Raw genomic sequence first — 17,820 nt, forward strand, 5'->3', positions numbered from 1 at the left:
TGCCTTGGGAAGTTCCGAAAATCGGGAAGCGGCTTCGCCCAAGGAGTGCGCGGGCCGTGCGAACCGGCGTTTCGCCATTTTGCCCAAACGCCTCGCATTGTTGCTTGGCGCGACGGCGCTGGTAGGGCTTTCCTCGCTTTCGACCGGAATAGTCCACGCTCAGGTTGTGATCGATCAAAATGGCGCGGCGGCGCCCGATCGTGGCGGCGGCTACGATGTCGATGGCGACAATGGTGACGACGGCCATGCCATTGTCGACACCAACAACGCGGATCAACTCAATGTCGGAGCTTCCGGCTATGTTGGTACCGCCAATGGCGGCAAGGGCGGCAATGGCGGCGAAGGCAGCATCGGTACTCCCTTGCATACCAATGGCGGTGAGGGCGGGAATGGCGGTCATGGCGGGACCGTCGACATTACCAATAACGCCCATCTTTCGACCAATGGGGACAATCACTTCGGTGTCGCCGCGACCGCCAAAGGCGGTAATGGCGGCGATGGCGGATCAGCCGATGCGGCAGCGACCGCCGAGTCCGGTGATGCCGGCAGTGGCGGGGCCGGTGGCACCGCCAGCGCTAAAGCCTCATCCACCAGCACAATCGTTACTACCGGCAATCGGTCATACGGTATCTATTCGGATGCAAGCGGTGGCAATGGCGGTCAGGGCGGCGATTTCGATGTGACCGTCATCGGCGCCGGCGGAAACGGTGGCAACGGGAATTCGGGCGGCGCCGCTTCGGCCAACAATGCGGGATCGGTCGATACAGGTGGAATGTTCTCCTACGGTATGCTGGTTCGTTCGGCCGGTGGGACCGGAGGCAACGGCAGGGGCGGTCCAGGCATCATATCCAATGGCGGTAATGGCGGAGCTGCGACCAACGGCGGAACCGTCGACGGTACCAATACCAGCACCGGCAGCATCATCACCAGAGGTGATTTCGCTAGCGGTATGGTCGTGCAGTCTATCGGCGGCGGCGGCGGCGACGGCGGCGGTGCATTCGGTCTTTTCGGTGGCGGCGGCGCCGGGGCCGCCGGCAACAATGGCAACACCGCCACCGGCACAAATGATGGCACGATAACCACCAACGGCACCGGCGCAATCGGCATGCTTGTCGAATCGGTGGGCGGCGGCGGTGGCGATGGCGGCGGCGCCGTTGGTGTCGTCGCGTTAGGCGGCAGGGCGGGGGGCGGGGGTACCGGCGGTACGGTCAATGCCAATGTCGGTGGCACCATCACCACCGGCGATGACGGCCGCGGCGACGGGGCAACCGGCGTGCTGGCACAATCAGTCGGCGGCGGCGGCGGCAATGGCGGATTTGCTGTTTCCGCGGGGGCCAACATCGCTGTTTCCATCGGCGGCGGTGGCGGTACGGGCGGCGATGGCGGTATCGTCAATGTCAATCAGGCCGGATCCGGGGCTACTGTACACACTCATGGCAGTTCAGCAGTCGGCATTCTTGCGCAGTCCGTGGGCGGTGGCGGAGGCAATGGCGGCGGCAGCATAAGCGCCGGCGTCTTCGTGTCGGTTGGTATCGGAGGAAGTGGCGGCGCGGCCGGTGCCGGCCAACAGGTCAACTACAACATCGCCAACGTGAATGTGACGACCGACGGCACCGATTCCGCCGGCATCATCGCACAGTCGATCGGCGGTGGCGGCGGCAATGGCGGGTTCGCGATAGGCGCTGCCACTCTCGCAACAATCGGCGTGGGCGGCAGCGGCGCCGCCGGCGGCGGCGCCAACAAGGTCGACATGACCACGGGCGGCATCGTGGAGACGAAGCAAGACCGGTCCATCGGCATCATCGCGCAATCAATCGGCGGTGGCGGCGGCAACGGTGGATTCACCATAGGCGCCAGCCTTCTTGCGACGGTTGGGGTCGGCGGCACGGGAAGCAAGGGTGGCGATGCGGGCGAGGTATCTTTCCGCACGGTGGATGGCGGCCTTCAGAACATCACGACCCACGGGTTCGATTCGACCGGACTGGTCGTGCAATCGATTGGCGGCGGCGGCGGCAATGGCGGCTTTTCGGGAGCAGTAGGCGCTGTCGCAGCCGTGGCAGTGGGCGGCAGCGGGGCCGGCGGCGGCGACTCGAAAGCCGTGGATGCCACTTTCAACGGCACGGTCGATACATCGCTTGACCGGTCGGCGGGCATTATCGTGCAGTCGGTCGGTGGTGGCGGCGGCAATGGCGGTGGTGTGTTCACGGGCAGCTTTGCGGTTTCGGTTGGCATTGGCGGCGATGGCGGCGTGGGTGGTGCCACCAACACGGTCAAATACACATCCGACACCACGACGATCACCACCGGTGGCAACGATTCAGCCGGCCTTATCGCTCAGTCGGTCGGCGGCGGTGGCGGTAATGGCGGCTTCTCGGTCAACATCTCGGCAGGGGTTGCCGTCGGCATCGGCGGCGGCTCCAGCAAAGGCAGCGATGGCAAACGTGTAGATGTCGACATCGGCACAGCCACAGTCACCACCACCGGCGATCGCTCGATAGGCGTTCTTGCTCAGTCGGTTGGCGGCGGCGGCGGAAGCGGCGGCTTCACGCTTGCAGGGTCCCTGGCCGTTTCTGTCGGCATCGGCGGAAAAGGCGCCGGCGGCGGCAACGGTGGCGAGGTGGTAGCCACGGTTCGCGGCGGCCTCATCTCGACTTCGGGCGAATATTCCCATGCCTTCGTCGCGCAATCCATCGGCGGCGGCGGCGGTGCCGGCGGCTCGACGATCTCGGCCGGTCTGGGCGTCAATGTCGGCGTCGGTGGCAATGGAAGCGTCGGTGGCATCGGAATGAACGTGACCGCGACGAATGGCGCGGAGTTGAAGACGGATGGTATCTTCTCGCATGGCTTCCTGGTTCAGTCCGTGGGCGGCGGCGGCGGTTCGGGCGGGTTCTCGATCGCAGCCGGTCTCGGGCCGGCTGTATCCGTCGCCGGCAGCGGGGATGGCGGCGGCAGCGGCGGCGAGGTTCGCGCAACAAACACCAACAACATTACCACCCTTCAGTACGGATCAATGGGCCTTTTCGCCCAGTCGGTCGGCGGCGGCGGTGGCGATGGCGGCTTCAGCTATGCCGTCGGCACGACGGCAGCCGTTTCGGTTGGCGGTGGCGGCGGGAAGGGCGGCGACGGGAAGTTGGTGGATGTCGAGAACACCGCCAATCTCATCAAGACTTATGGCGGCCTTTCGCATGGCATCCTGGCGCAATCGGTGGGCGGCGGCGGCGGCAATGGCGGCGCCTCGAACTCCGTGGCCGTTGGTCTGGCGGCCATTTCCGTGTCGATCGGCGGCGGCGGCGGCGGCGGCGGCGTCGGTGGTGACGTCATCGTTAACCACACCGGGGACATATCTGTCTATGGCGGCGGTTCCAAGGGCATCTTCGCGCAGTCGGTCGGCGGCAATGGTGGCAGCGGCGGTGACGCCTTCTCCCTGTCTGCGGCGGCAAACATCTACCCCTATCCGGCAGGCGCACTTTCGGTGTCCGTCGGCGGAGCGGGTGCTGCCGGCGGTAGCGGCGGAACGGTGGAGGTCACCGGCAACGGTCACATTGCCTCGGTGGCTAATCCCGATGTTTTGGGAAGCAACAATCCCGACAATGGCGGCGGCATATTAGCACAATCTGTAGGCGGTCGCGGCGGCGATGGTGGCCGCAGCCGCACCTATTCCGGCAGCTTCAGCCCCACGGTCAGCATCAATCTGGGCGCCTCTATTGGTGGCAAGGGCGGCGGCGGTGGCAGCGGCAACACTGTAACAGTGAAATACGGTCTCAATGATCCGACCAGTACGATCGTAACCACGGGCAACAATTCGAATGGCATTCTCGCCCAGTCTATCGGCGGTGGCGGCGGCAATGGTGGCGACTCCATGGCTGGTGCCGGAGGTCTCGGTGGCACCGTCACCGTCAACGCTACCGTAACGGTCGGCGGTTGGGGCGGCTCCGGCAACATAGGCGGAACGGTCATTGTCACCAATGCCGGTAAGATCAACACGAGCGGCAATACCAGCAACGCTATCCTTGCCCAGTCGATCGGCGGTGGCGGCGGCTCCGGCGGTTCGGCCAGCGGCACGACGGCATCGGTCAGCACCGGCTCGAACGTGAACGTCAACGCCAATGTGGCGATCGGCGGCCAGGGCGGCGATGGAAACAATGGCGGCGCTGTCACCGTCACAAACTCCGGCATACTCGACACCGCGGGCGATTTCTCCAATGGTATCCTGGCGCAGTCGATCGGCGGCGGCGGCGGCGCCGGTGGCTCGGCTGACGCAAAGGCGCTTAATCTCGGCGACAGCGAGGGCACCACGATCGATGCCAATCTCGCAATCGGCGGGGGCGGCGGCGACGCCACCGGAGATCGCGATCACGACGGCGTCACCAACCAGGCTGAATGGGCCACCTACGCGCTCGGGCTGGACAGCGGCAGCAGCGGCATGAAGGTCATTGTGGACAATTCCGGCAATATCCATACGCACGGGTATGGATCGGCCGGCATCGTCGCGCAGTCGGTGGGCGGCGGCGGTGGCGTCGCCGGTGCCGCAACGGCGGGCAGCCAAGGCAAATATGGCGGCAGCGCGACGGTTTCGGTTGGCGCGGGCATCGGATTGGCGGGTGGCGACGCCGGCAATGGTGGCGAAATACAGGTCAGCAACTCCGCCAACATCCACACGGACCTCGATGAATCGAACGGCGTAACCGCAAGTTCCGTCGGCGGCGGCGGCGGCATCGGCGGCGCGGCATCGTCGGGCGTAAAAGCCGATTATGCGATTGGCGGTTCCGTGGGTGGACTTGGTGGCGCGGCGGGCATAGGTGGTCTTGTCCACGTCACCAACACAGCCACCGGTGAAATCCGCACACTTGGTAATCGGTCCGTCGGCATCTTCGCGCAATCGATCGGCGGCAGCGGCGGCGCTGGCGGTGGTGGCGAGAGTCATGGCTCCGGCGCAACCCTGACGGTAAATCTGGTTGTCGGCGGCTTTGCCGACGGCGGTGGCATGGGCGGCAACGTCATCGTTGAAAATTCCGGCGTCATCACCACCGGAACACTAGACCCCACGACGCTCGCACGCACCGGCCACGGTTCGCATGGCATCCAGGCGCAGTCCATCGGTGGCGGTGGTGGCAGTGGCGGAGCGGCAGGAACGACCAGCGAGGCGGCTGATTATCAAATCGCAGCAACACTCAGCGGCAAGGGCGGCAAGGGTGGCAAGGGTGGCGATGTAACGGTCACCAACAATGCAACGGGCGTCATAACGACCGCCGGTGACAATGCGGATGGTATTTTCGCGCAATCCGTAGGCGGCGGCGGCGGATCGGCCGGCGCGGGCAACAGCCAGGCCAAGGGCGGCGATACGACAGTGACCTTGCAGCTTGGCGGAACCGGTGCGGGCGGTGCCAACGGTGGCACTGTCCGTGTTACGAATTACGGCGATATCACCACGCTCGGCGTCATGTCGCACGGCATCTTCGCCCAATCGATCGGTGGTGGTGGCGGCGCGTCCAGTTCGTTGACGCAGGCTTCGGACGGCAAGACCGCCATCGGCATTCAGTTGGCGCTTGCCGATACGATCGGCCCCAACAAGGTGGTTGGCGCGGGGGCTGACGGCGGCGACGTCTATGTCCATCACAACGCAGGCACCATCAATACTTCCGGCGCCGGCGCCTTTGGCATCTTCGCACAGTCGGTCGGCGGTGGTGGCGGCTTTGGCGGCTCGATGACCAACGCGTCCGCGGGTGACGGTTCCTACTCGCTTCAGGTCGGCGTGAACGGCGGTTTCGGCGGCAATGGCGGGAATGTGGAAGTGCTGGTCGCGGGTGACATCCACACCACCGGCGCCCTTGCACATGGCGTGGTTGCACAATCCGTTGGGGGCGGCGGCGGCTTTGGCGCCGATGCCTCCGGCAAGGCTCAGGTATCCCTCGGCGTCGGCGGGCTCGGTGGCGCGGGCGGTAACGGCGGCAATGTTTATGTCGAACGCACCGGCACGATCGTTACCGAAGGCACGGACTCGGTGGCCATTATCGCACAATCCGTAGGCGGCGGCGGCGGCATAGGCGGCACCAGCTTTGGCCGGTTCGCGACCAGTGACGATGGCGACGGCCCTGATGGATTGACCCTGGAGATGCTGGACGGTTCAAAGGGCGTCAGTGGCACCGTGACCGTTATCCAGACCGGGGAGATCGAAACATTCGGTCTGCGCTCGCATGGCATAGTCGCGCAGGCGGTGGGAGGTGGCGGCGGTATCGCTGGCGGCCTGAACAAGGGCGCCGGCTCAGCGGGCGGCGTAGGCGACGCCAACGCCGCTTCGGCAACGGCAAACAGCTTGATAGTGATCCACGGCGATGAGAGCTACGCAATGTTCGGCCAGAGCGCTACTGGTCAAGGCAATTCCAATACGGTCACACTGACGGCGCAGGACAGCCTGTTTGCCCAAGGCGCGGATTCCGTGGCTGCTTATGGCGAAAGCACGGCCAGCGGCGTGAAGGGCAACATCGCCATAAACCTGAATGGCCAATACACGATCGGCGGCGCCGGTACCGGCGTGGCCGCGATGCTGGTTGGCGGCGCCGATAACACGCTGACCAACCACAGCCTGCTCTACGCCATGGGGGCAACGCCGACATTCGAGGTCCAGGCTTCTCAGTTCCAAGCGTTGAAAGCCTTACTTGTGGCGCCGGGTCCGGATCCGGTGGTGCCGACGAACGCGATCCTGGAGTCGCTGCTGGATGATTTCAGTCCATTCGCCATCACCGGCACCTCTGGTGATGACCATGTCGACAATTCGCCGCTGGGCGGCACACTTGGCCGCGTCATCGGCAATATCGATCTCGGCGGCGGCAACAACAGCTTCCATAACTTCGCCGATGCCTCGATGGTCGGTCTGAAGACCATCGATCTCGGCGGTGGGCTGTTCACCAATGACGGACTCTACACCAACCAGGGCATTGGTGTGGTTGCGACGGTCAATGTCGGCGGCGGATTCAAACAGGACAGTACCGGCAGTTTCGTTACCGACGTCGACCTCAACAACCAGATCACCGATGCTGTGGCGCTTACCGGCGCGGGCAACTTCAACGGCGAAGCGCCGCTGAACTTCCTTTCGATTGACAAGCTGTTCACGACGTATGTGGTTGCTAACGGCTCGGCGATGACCGACTCCGGCATAACAGCGACGACCTTGCATCCGGCGGCAGGCTTCAATTTCGTGTTCAAGGTCGAAAACGGCACCGATCTGGTGCTGACCACCGACAACCAGACTTTCCTCCAACTCGCGCAAGATCCGCAAGCCGGCGTCAACGATCCGGGCGTGTACCAGATGGCGCAGTATCTCGACGACGTCGAGGCGTCGTCGAGCCCCGACAATCCGATGGCGCGTTTGATCAATCTGTTGCGCTTCCTGCCGAGCGAGGCAGAGATTGGTGCCGCGTTGACCCGGCTGACGCCGCACTATGCCGTGCATACGTTCGACATGATCAATCGCGAAGCCGAAACCATGCTGGATACAGCGCGCGAGTGCACCGGTCCGGCCTCCAAGAATCAAGATGGGCGCTGCATCTGGGCAACGATAACCCCGCAGGGCGAATACAGCCGTGACGCGGGTGCGGGAACCACCAGCCGCGATGATACCGAAAAAACAATGTCGCTTGGCGGCATTGGCGAGATTGGCCAGAACTGGTCGCTGGGTGCCACCATCGGCCGCACCGAGTTCGATTCCAAGATTGGCTTTAATGGAGACCTGCTGTCGGAGACCACCGGTGAGGCCTGGCAGGCCTACGCGCTGGCCAAATACACCAACAAGAATTACTTCGTGGACTTTGCAGTCGGTGGCGGCACCGGTTCGTTCAAGGGCGAACGCGATACCCATATCGATCCTGCGTTCTTCATTCCCGGTGAAACTTTAGACGGGACCTACCTGCCGGAAGAAGAGCTGCCTGGCATCGGCAGCAGCGTCACCTACACACAGAAGACAGCCATGTTCGGCGGTTCGGCACGGCTCGGCTTCACCCAGGAGATGGGTGCGTTCTATGTGCAGCCGACCGTGCAATTCGACGCGCGATGGTTGCGTGTCTCAGGCACGGAGGAGGGCTCAGTCGCAGCCTTCAACTTCGACGGCTCGGCCAATACCTACTATTCCGCAACGCCGGCGCTCGAGATCGGCGCCGACATTCCGATCAGCGACCTTGCCAGTGTGCGCATCTACGGCAAGGCCGGGGCGGAGTTTTCCAACAAGGAGTGGGAAATCGAAGGCCGCTTCGCTGCGGCGGAGAATCTGCCCGGCAATCCCGCATTGCACTTGACGGAAGCTGTCGATTCGCCGCTCTATCGGGTCGGCGCTGGCATCGAGCTGAATGGCGTCAATGGCGTCGGCCTGTCGGTCAGATATAATGGCGCCTTCGGTGAAACGGTAAAACAGAACGCAGTCAGCGCGTCTCTCAAGGTCAGTTTCTAGCTGGCTCGAGACGGAGCCGGGCGGGAGGGGTCTTGATGAGGAAATACGCGTATTTTGCAGCGATGCTGGGTGTTGCCGCTATTGTCGGTCTGCCAGCTCTTGCCGCCCAGACCAAGGGCGACAAGGTGGCGGCAACGCCGCCTGCGGCAGCGGATGTTCCGCAACTGCCCGGCGGCGCATCGGCCTTGTCCGAAACCCATGGCGACTGGACGGTCAATTGCCAGATATCGGGCACGACTAAGGTCTGCAGCCTGTCGCACCAGCAGTTCAACAAGCAAAACAACCAGCGCCTGCTGGCGATCGAGTTGTCGAGCAAGACCGGTGACGATGCGACCGGAACCCTTGCGCTGCCGTTCGGCCTGGCCTTGGCCAAGGGCGTCAACCTGACCATCGATGACCAGAAACTGGATGGCAGCCTGCCGTTCAACACCTGCCAGGTCGTCGGCTGCCTGGTGCCGGTGGCTTTCGATGGCAATGTCACGCCACTGCTCAAGGCAGGCACCACGCTGAAGATCGACGCCTTCGCGGCGGATACGGGGCAAGCGGTGAGCTTTTCCATTCCGCTCAATGGTTTTAGCGGGGCGCTCGCCCGCACAGCGGAACTCCTGGCCAACTGACGGCTTAGACCACTGTAAGCAACAGGGTGTTGACGGCAGACGCTTCCGCCAACACCTCACACGACAATCGTTTTCAACCGCTCGGCAATGAGGGCGGCGAGCCGCGCCGCCACCTCGTCCTTGGTCATCTCGGGCCATTCCTCGACGCCGGCCTTCGATACGATCCGCACCCGGTTGCGGTCACCGCCCATCACGCCTGAAGGGCCGATACCGCTTTCGTGCGACACATCGTTGGCGACGATGAAATCGGCGCCTTTCTTCCTGAGCTTGGCCTCGGCGTTACGCAAAAGATCCTGCGTCTCGGCGGCGAAGCCGACGACGAGGCCAGGTCGCTGGCTGTGATGACCGACGCCAGCCAGGATGTCGGGATTTTCGACCATGCGCAGCATGGGCGGGCCGTCGCCGGCCACCTTCTTGATCTTCTCATCCGCTGAATTCTCGGTGCGCCAGTCGGCAACGGCGGCGACGAACACCGCGGCTTCAGCGGGCAGAAGCTGTTCGACCGCATCGCGCATTTCCTGCGCACGCTCGACATGGATGGTTTTCACCCCGACGGGATCGGCGATGCTGACCGGACCGGAGACGAGATGCACGTCGGCACCAAGTCTTGCCAATGCCGCAGCAATCGCATGGCCCTGCTTGCCGGACGAGCGGTTGGCGATATAGCGCACCGGGTCGATCGGTTCGCGCGTCGGACCGGACGTGACGATGATCTTGCGGCCCGCCAGCGGTTTGGGGCCGGCATCGAGCAGCGCCTCGATAGCGGCGACGATCTCCAGCGGTTCGGCCATGCGGCCATCGCCGGCTTCATTGCTCTCGGCCATCTCGCCCCTGGCCGGGCCGACGAAGGCAATGCCGTCCTTGCCCAGTGTCGCGCGGTTGCGGCGGGTCGCCGGGTGTGCCCACATCCTGGGGTTCATCGCCGGCGCCATCAGCACCGGCTTGTCGGTGGCGATGAGCACGGTCGAGGCGAGATCGTTGGCATGGCCGTTGGCAAGCTTTGCCATCAAATCGGCGGTGGCGGGAGTGACCACCAGAAGGTCGGCCTCGCGCGACAGTCTGATGTGGCCGACATCATGTTCGTCATTGCGGTCGAACAATTCGGTGAAGACGTGGTCGGCCGAGAGTGCGCCGACCGACAGCGTGGTGACGAATTCCTGCGCCGCCGTAGTCATGACAACCCGTACCGCAGCACCGCGCTCGCGCAGCCGGCGGATCAGGTCGAGCGCCTTGTAGGCGGCGATGCCGCCGCCAATGATGAGCAGGATGCGCTTGCCGGAGAGGGTACCGCGCGGGAAGGTCTTGCCTGCCGGAGAGGCAGCCGGCGTCACTGGGCTGTGTACGCTCGTCAGTTCGCGCAGTGTCTGTTCGATCCGGTCGATGCGGTCTGGTTCGATCTGACCGTCGACGGCGGCCCGGATCATCACCCGCGCTTGTTCTTCCATCGAGCGGTTGTTCTCGGCCGCCAGCCGGCGCAGCAGTTCCTTGACCTCGTCATCAAGGTTGCGGATCGTGATGCTTGCCATGCGATTGCACTCTGCTCCTCCATCTCGATGGCAATGATAGCAATGCAATCAAATCATCGCAAGTTGGGGACAAGGCCGCGACGGAGCTAGAGCAACTTCCACGCGATATAGACCAGCGTCAGCGCGATCACCCACAGGGCCGCGCGGCCGGAGCGGCTGTAGCGGGCCTCGGCCTTGCCGATGGCGTGGGCGGTGGTTTCGTCGAAGCGCAGGCCGTGCTCGGCCATCAGGTCGATCTCGCGCGACAGCCGGTCGGTGCGCGCCGCAAGTTCGGGTATCTGGCGGGCGAGCGTCAGTAGCGCCTTGGCGCCGTCACGGGCATCGATCATCATGCCGCGCGGGCCGAGGTTGCCTGATATCCAGCCGCCGACCACCGGTTCGGCCGTCTTCCACATGTTGAAGGCCGGGTCGAGCGTGCGCGCCACGCCTTCGACCACGACCATGGTCTTTTGCAGCAGGATGAGCTCCGGGCGCGTTGCCATGTCGAAGAGTTCGGTCACCTCGAACAGCAGCGTCAAAAGCTTGGCCATCGAAATGGTCTCGGCCGGCTGGCCATGGATCGGCTCGCCAATGGCGCGGATGGCTTGCGCGAAAGCCGCGACATTGTGCTGGCGCGGCACATAGCCGGCCTCGAAATGCACCTCGGCGACGCGCAGATAATCGCGGGTGATGAAGCCGTAGAGGATCTCGGCGAGGAAGCGGCGCTCCTTCTTGCCGAGACGCCCGGCGATGCCGAGATCGACGGCGACGATGGTGCCGTTTGCTTCGACGAAAAGGTTGCCCGGATGCATGTCGGCGTGGAAGAAACCGTCGCGCAGCGTATGGCGCAGGAAGGACTGGATCAGATTGGCGGCTATCGCCTTGAGATCGTGGCCGGCCTCCTCCAGACCGGCGATGTTGTTCATCTTGATGCCGTCGACCCACTCCATGGTCAGCACGTCGCGGCCGGTTCGCTCCCAGTCGACGGATGGCACGCGAAAGCCGGGGTCGTCCCTGGTGTTTTCGCCGAGTTCGGAGAGTGCCGCCGCCTCGAGGCGCAGGTCCATCTCGATCTTGGTGGTCTGCGCCAGCGTCTCGGTCACCTCGACAGGGCGCAGCCGGCGCGAGGAGGGGATGTATTTCTCCTGCAGGCGGGCGGCGAGGAAATAGCTTTCGAGATCCTGGAAGAAGCGGCGCCGCACGCCTGGCCGGATCACCTTGACCGCGACCTTGGTGGCAACGCCGTCATGGACGGTGTCGGCGGCATGGACCTGGGCGATGGAGGCGGCTGCGACCGGGTCGCCGAACGCAGCATAGAGATCGCCGATCTTGCGCCCGAGCGAGGCTTCGATGGCAGCGACCGCCTCGGCCTTGGGGAAGGTGTGCATCTTGTCCTGCAGCATGGCGAGATCGAGCGCCATGTCGTTGCCGACAACGTCTGGCCGCGTCGCCAGGAACTGGCCGAGCTTGACATAGGATGGGCCAAGCCGGACCACGGCCTTGGCCAGCCGGTCGCTGCGCTCATAGTCGAGCGCGCGGCGGCGGGTGAACAGCCGCGCCAGCCGCCAGCCGAGTTTCGGCAGGCCGGTCAGTTCCTCGCCCGGCAGAGCGGCGACGACGCCTTCGCGCACCAGTACCCAGCCGGCCCGTACGAGCCGAAATCCTGCGCTGACGGTGCTCATGGCCGGGCCCATCCTGCCGGTTCTTCGAACCGGCACAAGCCATAGCCAGGATGGGAAATGCGGTGCAGCCTCAAAGCTTCCAGCCCGAATGCAGGGCCGCGATGCCGCCGGAATAGTTGCGGAAGGAAACGCGGTCGAAACCGGCGCGGGAAATCATCGCCGCGAAGTTCTGCTGGTTGGGGAATTTCGCGATCGATTCGACCAGATAGGAATAGGGCTCGCCGTCACCGGTCACCATCTTGCCGATCCTGGGAATGGCGTTGAACGACCAGGCTTCATAGACCTTGTCGAGCAGCGGCATCTCGACCTCTGAAAACTCCAGGCACAGGAACCGCCCGCCCGGCTTCAGCACGCGGAACGCTTCGCTGAGCGCGACATCGATGCGCGGCACGTTGCGAATGCCGAAAGCGATGGTGTAGGCGTCGAATGTTGCGTCAGGGAAGGGCAATTCCTCGGCATTGGCTTCGACGAAATCCGTATTCCCGGACAGGCCCTTCTTTTCCGCACGGTCACGGCCGACGGTGAGCATCGAGCCATTGATGTCAAGCACGGTGGCATGGGCATGGCCGTGGCTGGCGTCGACAATGCGGAAGGCGATGTCGCCAGTGCCGCCGGCCACATCCAGAACCTTCCAGCCGGCGCGCTTCGGCGGATTGAGCCATGTCACCATGGCGTCCTTCCACAGCCGGTGCAGGCCAGCCGACATCAGATCGTTCATCAGGTCGTAGCGGTTGGCGACCTTGTGGAAAACATCGTTGACCAGGGACTGCTTCTCGCCTTCCCCTACACGCTTGAAACCATAAGAGGTTTCCATGCCGCCCGCGGCCGTGGTTCTCTCAACTGACATTTTTTTGATCCGTCATAAAACCGGCGGGACCATAGCCGATCGATGATGCGGGCGCTATTGTTTAAGGCGCGGTGTTCAGCCGCGCTTCCAGGTGGTGGGTTTTCAAGACCTGGACTGACCGACGGGATGTTTGAATGCCTTTGAAAGCGGAACTGCACTGCCATATTGAAGGGGCAGCGGCGCCAGAGCTCGTCATCAGCCAGGCGCAGAAATACGGCAAGGATACCTCGCCCTATATCCAGAATGGCTCGTTTGTCTGGCACGATTTCACCTCCTTCCTCGCGGCCTACGATTTTTCCGCCGACCTGTTCCGGAGCGAGGAGGATTATGCCCGGCTGGCCGACCACTATCTGACCAGCCTGGCCCGCGATGGCGCCATCTATTCCGAGGTCTTCACCTCGCCGGACCATGCGACAAGGGCGGGGCTGTCGCCCAAGGCCTATACCGACGCGCTTGGCGAAGGCATGGCCCGCGCCAAGGCCAAGACCGGCATAGAGGGCCGCATGATCGTCACCGGCGTGCGTCATGTCGGTGTCGAATCGATCGAACGGGCGGCGCGCTTCGCGGCGCGCTGCGGGCACCCGCTGGTCACCGGCTTCGGCGTTGCGGGCGATGAGCGCATGGGCGAGATGGAAGACTATGTCAGGGCCTTCGAGATCGCCCGCGAGGCCGGGCTCGGCATCACCATCCATGCCGGCGAACTGACGGGATGGGAGACCGTGCAGTCGGCGCTCGATCATATCAAGCCTTCGCGTATCGGCCACGGCGTGCGCGCCATCGAAAACCCGGACCTTGTGCGGCGCATCGCCGACGAAGGCATCGTGCTGGAATGCTGCCCCGGCTCCAACATCGCGCTCAAAGTGTTCGACAGTTTTGCCGACCATCCATTTCCGGCGCTGCAGGCGGCCGGCTGCAAGGTGACGCTCAACTCCGACGATCCGCCCTATTTCTGGACCTCGCTGAAGCGCGAATACGACATCGCCGCCGAGCATTTCTCGATGAACGAGAAAGCGCTGGCAGCTGTCACTAAAACGGCTATCGAGGCCGCCTTCGTCGACCGGAAGACCAAGACCGCACTTCTTGCCCGGCTGAACGGCGCCTCTCGCTGATTTCTTCCGACAAAGCTGTGGTCGATGCCGGCCAGGCGGTTCCTTGGCCGATGCATTGCCGCTAGGGTTCGCTCAAGCAGCTTGAAGCGCGACACATCCGAAAGGATTGATGCGTGCAGTTTCGAGCGACACGCATCAGGAGTACACCATGAAGGGCGTCACCGTCGTCGACCATCCGCTTGTCCAGCACAAGCTGACCATCATGCGCAAGAAGGAGACCTCGACGGCCGGCTTCCGGCGGCTGCTGCGCGAGATCTCACTGTTGCTCGGCTACGAGGTCACGCGCAATCTTGAACTGACGACGACGACGATCGAAACGCCGATGGAAACCATGGAAGCGCCGACGCTGGAGGGCAAGAAGCTGGTCTTCGCCTCGGTGCTGCGCGCTGGCAACGGCTTGCTGGAAGGCCTGCTCGATCTGGTACCGGCAGCCCGCGTCGCCCATGTCGGCCTCTACCGCGACCACGAAACGCTGGAGGCGGTCGAGTATTTTTTCAAGGCGCCGAGCGATCTCGCCGACCGGTTGGTGATCGTCGTCGATCCGATGCTGGCAACCGCCAATTCGGCGATCGCGGCGATCGACAAGCTGAAAGAGCGCGGCGCCACCAATATCCGCTTCCTCTGCCTTTTGGCGGCGCCCGAAGGCATAGAGCGCTTCACCAAGGCGCATCCGGACGTTCCGGTGTTCACCGCTTCCATCGACCGCCAGCTCAACGAAAAGGGCTACATCATGCCCGGCCTCGGCGACGCCGGCGACCGCATGTACGGGACGAAGTAATACCAGGCAAACTGCCTGTTGCGATTTACCAAATGTTTACGCAAAGACATGGTTTCGACGCCCGTTAAAGCGACGAACACCATACAGGGCTAAAGGATCGGCCATCACAAAGGCCGATCCATGCTGCGCAAGCTTCTCATCCTCAGCGTTTTCGCCGGCACATCGGCGTCGATCCCTGTCGTCTATCAGGCAAATCCGCAGATCTTCGAAAACCTGCTGAAATCGGCGACGACAGCCAAGCTCGACGCCGAGCAGCAACCTGAAGTCAACCTCGCATCGGTTCCCGACAAGCCGGTGACGCCGCTGCCGACCGGCCGCAAGGTCGTCGTCTCCGCGGACAGTCGCGGCCACTTCTCATCGACCTTCAAGCTCAATGGCCGCCAGGTTGACGGCATGATCGACACTGGCGCCACTCTGGTGGCCGTCAACACTTCGACGGCGCGCCGGATCGGGCTGTCGCTCAACCCGTCCGATTTCAGCCATGAGGTCAGCACTGCCAACGGCACGATCAAGGCGGCGGTGGTGGCGATTGATCGCCTGCAGATCGGCAGCATCAGCGTCGATAACGTGCAAGCCATCGTGCTCGACGACAAGGCACTGAAGACCAATCTGATCGGCATGAGTTTTCTCAATCGGCTCGGCAAATACCAGGCCGAGAACGGCACGCTGCTGCTGGTGCAGTAGCAGCGAACTCAATCTGATCAGCCGCGTGGAAGAATCCTTCGGATGACCGACTTGTCGGCGGCCGGCTTCGAAGAGCCGACCGCATAGGCCGAAAGCACGGCGGCGCCGGCAGTATCGGCATCGGATTGTGAACGGGCATGGACCAGCGCCAGCGGCTCGCCGGCCCTGACCTCCGCGCCTATGGGCAGCAGCCCGGTGATGCCGACCGCCGGGTCGATCCTGTCGTCGGGCCGTGTTCGCCCGCCACCCAGGCCAACCACCGCAAGGCCGATGTCGCGGGTGGCGATGCCAGTGACGAAGCCGTCCGTCGTTGCCTTGACCGCGAATTCCGTTGGCGCCACGGCCAGGTATTTTTCCGGCCTCTCGATGAAATCGGCGGGTCCGCCAAGCACCGCCACCATGCGGGCGAAGGTGGCGGCGGCGCGGCCGCTGGCAAGCGCCTCGGTGGCGCGCCTGATACCATCCTGGTTGGACGACACCAGTCCCGCCGACTGCAGCATTTCGGCCGCCAGCGCCAGCGTCACGTCCTCCAGGCGCCGGTCGCGCAGACGGCCAGTCAGGAAATCCACGGCATTGCGCACCTCGACCGCGTTGCCGGCGGCCGAGGCCAGCGGTTCGTTCATGCCGGTGATCAGCGCCGAGACCTTCAGCCCGGCGCCGCTGGCGACCTCGACCAGGCTGTTGGCCAGCGCGGTCGCGTCGCGCGACTTCTCCATGAAGGCGCCGTTGCCGACCTTGACGTCCAGCACCAGCGAACCCAGCCCGGCGGCCAGCTTCTTCGACAGGATCGAGGCGGTGATCAGCGGCACCGATTCCACGGTTCCGGTGACGTCGCGGATGGCGTAGAGCCGGCGGTCGGCGGGTGCCAGATCGGCGGTCTGGCCGATGATGGCGCAGCCCGTTTCGAGCACCGCCTGGCGAAACAGCGCGATATCGGGCTGGCTGGCGTAGCCGGGAATCGCATCCATCTTGTCCAGCGTGCCGCCGGTATGGCCTAGGCCGCGGCCCGAGATCATCGGCACATAGGCGCCACAAGCGGCGACGATAGGCGCCAGCATCAGCGAGACATTGTCCCCGACGCCGCCGGTCGAATGCTTGTCGGTCACCGGGCCGGGCAAATCCGACCAGTCGAGCACATCGCCGGAATCGCGCATGGCGAGCGTCAGCGCCACGGCCTCGTCACGGCTCATGCCGTTGAAGAATACCGCCATGGCGAAAGCCGCGACCTGGCCATCGGTGACGGCGCCCGAGGTCACGCCGCAGATGAAGGCAGCAATTTCACCAGCAGACAGTCTGTGGCCGTCTCGCTTGTGGCGGATGATCTCCTGTGGAAGCATCAGCTCTCCAGCAGCCCGTCTTGAAACACACGCTGCAGGACTGTCGCCAGCCGCGACCCGCCAACCGGCGCCATGTCCTTGGTCTCCTGGTGCGAAAGCTCGGCTCCGGTCATGCCAGCCGCCAAATTGGTGATGACCGAACAGGCGGCGACACGCAGACCAAGGAAGCGGGCGAGAATGACTTCCGGCACGGTCGACATGCCCACCGCATTGGCGCCCATGATGCGCGCCATGCGGATTTCGGCCGGCGTTTCGAAACACGGGCCGGAAAACCACATATAGACGCCCTGGTGCAGCGCGGTGCCAGTCGCCTTCGCCGCGCGCTCGATCGCCTTACGGATGCCGGCGTCATGAGCTTCGGTCAGGCCGACGAAGCGGCGGTCGCTCGGCTCGCCGATCAGCGGATTGGTGCCCGAGAAATTGATGTGATCCGTGATCAGCATCACCGAGCCCGGCGGCATGTCCGGATCGACCGAGCCGGCGGCGTTGGTGAGGATCAGTTTCGTGATGCCGATGCCGGCGAGCACTTCCAGAACCGGGCGCATCGCTGCCGCGTTGCCGTGCTCGTAATAATGGGCGCGGCCGGACAGCATCAGCACCGGCACGCCGGCAAACAGCCCGGCCACGACCTCGCCGGCATGGCCGCTGACGCCGCTCCTGGGAAAGCCGGGCAGATCGGCATAGGAGACGCGAATCGGGTTTTCGATCCGGTCAACCAGGCCGCCGAGGCCCGAACCGAGCACCAGTGCCGTCGACGGCGCCAGGCCGTCCAGCCTTTCGATAAGATGGTCCACGGCCTTTTCGGTCATTGCAGCCAGCCC

The 17,820-nt window shown here is 64.0% G+C and carries 10 protein-coding genes; 5 read left to right on the plus strand and 5 right to left on the minus strand.

The window, feature by feature from the left end:
• Nucleotides 1-79: 79 nt before the first annotated feature.
• A complete protein-coding gene (locus EB235_RS10525) occupies nt 80-8,440 on the plus strand; it encodes an autotransporter outer membrane beta-barrel domain-containing protein (protein WP_280945045.1) in 8,361 nt (2,786 codons plus the stop codon).
• A 35-nt stretch (nt 8,441-8,475) separates the two neighbouring features.
• Nucleotides 8,476-9,057, plus strand: coding sequence for an invasion associated locus B family protein (locus EB235_RS10530; RefSeq protein ID WP_027031037.1), 582 nt, complete (start codon nt 8,476-8,478; stop codon nt 9,055-9,057).
• Nucleotides 9,058-9,113: 56 nt separating this feature from the next.
• Here EB235_RS10530 and coaBC read toward each other — a convergent pair whose 3' ends face one another.
• From coaBC to ubiE, 3 genes are all read right to left on the minus strand, one after another.
• A complete protein-coding gene (gene coaBC / locus EB235_RS10535; protein WP_027031036.1) occupies nt 9,114-10,583 on the minus strand; it encodes a bifunctional phosphopantothenoylcysteine decarboxylase/phosphopantothenate--cysteine ligase CoaBC in 1,470 nt (489 codons plus the stop codon).
• 86 nt (nt 10,584-10,669) lie between these two features.
• Entirely contained in the window at nt 10,670-12,244 is a 1,575-nt protein-coding gene (gene ubiB, locus EB235_RS10540; RefSeq protein WP_027031035.1) for a 2-polyprenylphenol 6-hydroxylase, read from the minus strand.
• Between the two features lie 70 nt (nt 12,245-12,314).
• Nucleotides 12,315-13,091 carry a bifunctional demethylmenaquinone methyltransferase/2-methoxy-6-polyprenyl-1,4-benzoquinol methylase UbiE gene (gene ubiE / locus EB235_RS10545; protein ID WP_027031034.1) on the minus strand — a complete coding sequence of 259 codons (777 nt, stop codon included), beginning with the start codon at nt 13,089-13,091 and terminating at the stop codon, nt 12,315-12,317.
• A gap of 134 nt (nt 13,092-13,225) precedes the next feature.
• Between ubiE and EB235_RS10550 the strand changes: the two genes are divergently transcribed.
• From EB235_RS10550 to EB235_RS10560, 3 genes are all read left to right on the plus strand, one after another.
• Nucleotides 13,226-14,200 (plus strand): adenosine deaminase, encoded by a 975-nt coding sequence (locus EB235_RS10550; protein WP_027031033.1) that lies wholly within the window; start codon nt 13,226-13,228, stop codon nt 14,198-14,200.
• Between the two features lie 148 nt (nt 14,201-14,348).
• Nucleotides 14,349-14,978, plus strand: coding sequence for a uracil phosphoribosyltransferase (upp, locus tag EB235_RS10555; protein ID WP_015315749.1), 630 nt, complete (start codon nt 14,349-14,351; stop codon nt 14,976-14,978).
• 120 nt (nt 14,979-15,098) lie between these two features.
• Complete coding sequence (locus EB235_RS10560) at nt 15,099-15,662, plus strand: TIGR02281 family clan AA aspartic protease (protein ID WP_027031032.1); 564 nt, start codon at nt 15,099-15,101, stop codon at nt 15,660-15,662.
• A 17-nt stretch (nt 15,663-15,679) separates the two neighbouring features.
• Here EB235_RS10560 and deoA read toward each other — a convergent pair whose 3' ends face one another.
• Together deoA and EB235_RS10570 are read right to left on the minus strand one after the other, a co-directional pair.
• The gene (gene deoA, locus EB235_RS10565) at nt 15,680-16,999 is read right to left on the minus strand and encodes a thymidine phosphorylase (RefSeq protein WP_027031031.1); all 1,320 of its coding nucleotides are present in this window, start codon (nt 16,997-16,999) and stop codon (nt 15,680-15,682) included.
• Nucleotides 16,999-17,808, minus strand: a complete 810-nt coding sequence (locus EB235_RS10570) for a purine-nucleoside phosphorylase (protein ID WP_027031030.1) — start codon at nt 17,806-17,808, stop codon at nt 16,999-17,001. The genes deoA and EB235_RS10570 overlap by 1 nt, the downstream gene beginning before the upstream one ends.
• Between the last annotated feature and the right edge of the window lie 12 nt (nt 17,809-17,820).

This window comes from Mesorhizobium loti R88b, assembly GCF_013170845.1.
GTDB lineage: Bacteria > Pseudomonadota > Alphaproteobacteria > Rhizobiales > Rhizobiaceae > Mesorhizobium > Mesorhizobium loti_B.